This is a genomic window from Streptomyces graminilatus (genome assembly GCF_001418565.1).
In the GTDB taxonomy this organism is placed as follows: domain Bacteria; phylum Actinomycetota; class Actinomycetes; order Streptomycetales; family Streptomycetaceae; genus Streptomyces; species Streptomyces graminilatus.
The window spans coordinates 2,703-5,720 of the sequence record NZ_LIQQ01000359.1; the positions used below are offsets into that span (position 1 = coordinate 2,703).

The following is a 3,018-nucleotide window of genomic DNA, read 5'->3' on the forward strand; positions in this document are numbered from 1 at the left end:
CGCCGTGACGAGCGTCCCGCCAGTGGCGGCTACCGCCGTGACGACCGCCCCTCGGGTGGCTTCAACCGCGACAACAACGACCGTGGCGGCTTCCGCCGCGACGACCGTCCGGCCACCGGTCACCGGGGCAGCGACCGCCCCTTCAACCGTGACCGCCAGGGCGACCGTCCCACCGGCGGCGGCTTCCGCGCCGGCGGCCACGAGCGCCCGCAGGGCCGCCGCGACGACCACCGTGGCACGGGTTCGGGCTCCGGCTCGTCCTTCGGCCGCCGCGACGACAAGCCGCGCTGGAAGCGCAACGGCTGATCGCCCGACTGACTGACGAAGGGCCCGTACGACTCCGGTCGTACGGGCCCTTCGGCGTCCCGGAAATCCCTCCGGCACCTCAAATGCCCGCTGATAGGCTCGCGTTGCCCTACTCAGGGCATGCACATTTCATGCCCACCTGTTGTCAGTCGTCAGTTGCCAGTTGCCAGTTGCCAGTGGCCTGTTGTCAGTTGCTGGTTGTCACTGGTCAGTTGTCACAGGTCGAGGGGCCGGGGGGTTCCGTGAAGGGTCGTAGATCGCTGCGCCGTCGTGTGCTCGGACGGCGCGGAGGCGCGGTCCTGGCCGCGTTCGCCGCCGCCGTCGCCGTGGCCGCTCCCGCAGGGGCGGTGGACTCGCCGATGCCGTTGCGGACGGGCGGGGTCTGGCAGCTCAGCAAGCCGGCGGCGTGGACGCTGGCGATGAAGGACGCCCGGGGCCGGGTGGTGAACACCTTCACCGGGACGGGCACCGAGGTGGCCGTGGCCTGGGACGGGAAGACGGCGGCGGGGACGTACGCGTACAACGGGACCTACACCTGGGCGCTGACCGCGAAAGCGACCGAGGGCACGGGAACGTACACGCAGAGCGGCACGTTCGGACTGACGGGCGCCCGGCCGGGCCACCACACCTGGGCGGCTACAGCTACGGCGAACTGGTCCCCCTCGACTCCTCCGGCTCCCTGACCGTCCACCACAGCAACGGCACGAGCACCTTCGACTCGAAGCGGTCCGCCTCCGGCCGGCCCGCCGGCACCACCGTGATCCCGGTCGGCGACATGGGCGCAGACCGGTGCGCGGAGCTGCTGATGCGGATGCCGAACGGGGAACCGCGCCGGTACGCGGGCAACCGCGGCGAGCGGTCGTACGGGCCCGGCGGCAGCCACGCCTGCCTCGGCACCGGCTGGAACGCGTACGACGTCCTCACCGCACCCGGCGACCTGACCGGCGACGGTCGCACCGACCTGGTCGTGTGCGACACGGCCGGCAACCTCTACCGCAACCCCGGCCTCGGGAACGGGACGTTCGGGCCGCAGGTGTGGATCGGGAGCGGCGGCCAGAGCTACACGGGCCTGTATTGGAGACCTGTTCCGGACCGGAGTCCTGTTCTGGCCACGGGCGGACGATTTCCGGTCGCCCTGTGGCGCATGTCATACCCCCGGTGAGGGAATTGCTGGGGGCATGACAGATGACGATGACGCCAGAGTGAGCGTGAGTGGGCTGTCGGACGAGGAACGGCTTGCCCAGCTCGGTTACACGCAGGTCCTCGCCCGCCGGATGTCGGCGTTCGCCAACTACGCGGTGTCCTTCACGATCATCTCGGTCCTGTCGGGCTGCCTCACGCTCTATCTCTTCGGCATGAACACCGGCGGCCCGGCCGTGATCATGTGGGGCTGGGTCGCGGTGGGCCTGATGACCCTCTTCGTGGGCCTGTCGATGGCCGAGATCTGCTCCGCCTACCCGACCTCGGCGGGCCTGTACTTCTGGGCCCACCGGCTCGCCCCGCCCCGAACGGCCGCCGCGTGGGCGTGGTTCACGGGCTGGTTCAACGTGCTGGGCCAGGTCGCGGTGACGGCCGGCATCGACTTCGGGGCGGCCTCCTTCCTGGGCGCGTACCTGAACCTCCAGTTCGACTTCAAGGTCACCCCGGGCAGCACGATCCTGCTCTTCGCGGCCATCCTCGTCCTGCACGGGCTCCTCAACACCTTCGGCGTACGCATCGTGGGCCTGCTGAACAGCGTCAGCGTGTGGTGGCACGTACTCGGCGTGGCCGTCATCGTCGGCGCGCTGACCTTCGTACCGGACAAGCACCAGTCGGCGTCCTTCGTGTTCACGGAGTTCGTGAACAAGACGGGCTGGGGGAGCGGCGTGTACGTGGTCGCGCTGGGCCTCCTGATGGCCCAGTACACCTTCACCGGCTACGACGCCTCCGCACACATGACCGAGGAGACCCACGACGCGTCCACGGCCGGCCCGAAGGGCATCGTCCAGTCCATCTGGACCTCGTGGATAGCGGGCTTCGTCCTGCTCCTGGGCTTCACCTTCGCCATCCAGTCGTACGAGGGCGCCCGGAAGTCCCCGACCGGCGTTCCGCCCGCCCAGATCCTGCTGGACGCGGTGGGCGCGACGGGCGGCAAGCTGCTCCTGCTCGTCGTCATCGGCGCCCAGTTGTTCTGCGGCATGGCGTCCGTCACGGCCAACTCCCGCATGATCTACGCCTTCTCGCGCGACGGCGCCCTCCCCTACTCCCACCTCTGGCACACGGTCAGCCCGCGCACCCGAACCCCGGTCGCGGCGGTCTGGCTGGCGGTCTTCGGCGCCCTGCTCCTGGGCCTGCCCTACCTGATCAACGTGACGGCGTACGCGGCCGTGACGTCGATCGCGGTGATCGGCCTCTACATCGCGTACGTCGTCCCGACCCTGCTGCGGCTGCGCAAGGGCGACGCGTTCGAACGGGGGCCGTGGCATCTGGGCCGGTGGTCGCGGGCGATCGGGGTGGTGTCGGTGATCTGGGTGGCCGTGATCACGGTGCTGTTCATGCTGCCCCAGGTGGCGCCGGTCACCTGGGAGTCCTTCAACTACGCCCCGATCGCGGTCCTGGTGGTGCTGGGGTTCGCGGCGGCGTGGTGGGCGAGTTCGGCACGGCACTGGTTCCTGAACCCCGAGCACGAGCGGACCCGGGCGCGGGAGGCGGCTCGGGCGGGGGAGGCGGCTG

General features: G+C 70.3%; 3 protein-coding genes and 1 pseudogene. All 4 read left to right on the forward strand.

Annotation, left to right across the window (positions count from 1 at the left end; translation table 11 throughout):
* Positions 1 to 306: pseudogene (locus tag AOK08_RS47660) on the forward strand (DEAD/DEAH box helicase); the annotation flags it as partial.
* Positions 307 to 548: 242 nt separating this feature from the next.
* A complete protein-coding gene (locus AOK08_RS47665) occupies positions 549 to 989 on the forward strand; it encodes a FlgD immunoglobulin-like domain containing protein (protein ID WP_241827121.1) in 441 nt (146 codons plus the stop codon).
* A 92-nt stretch (positions 990 to 1,081) separates the two neighbouring features.
* Complete coding sequence (locus tag AOK08_RS47670; RefSeq protein ID WP_241827122.1) at positions 1,082 to 1,468, forward strand: FG-GAP repeat domain-containing protein; 387 nt, start codon at positions 1,082 to 1,084, stop codon at positions 1,466 to 1,468.
* A gap of 16 nt (positions 1,469 to 1,484) precedes the next feature.
* The coding region (locus AOK08_RS28645; RefSeq protein WP_055531407.1) for an amino acid permease at positions 1,485 to 3,018 on the forward strand (1,534 nt) is incomplete at its 3' end.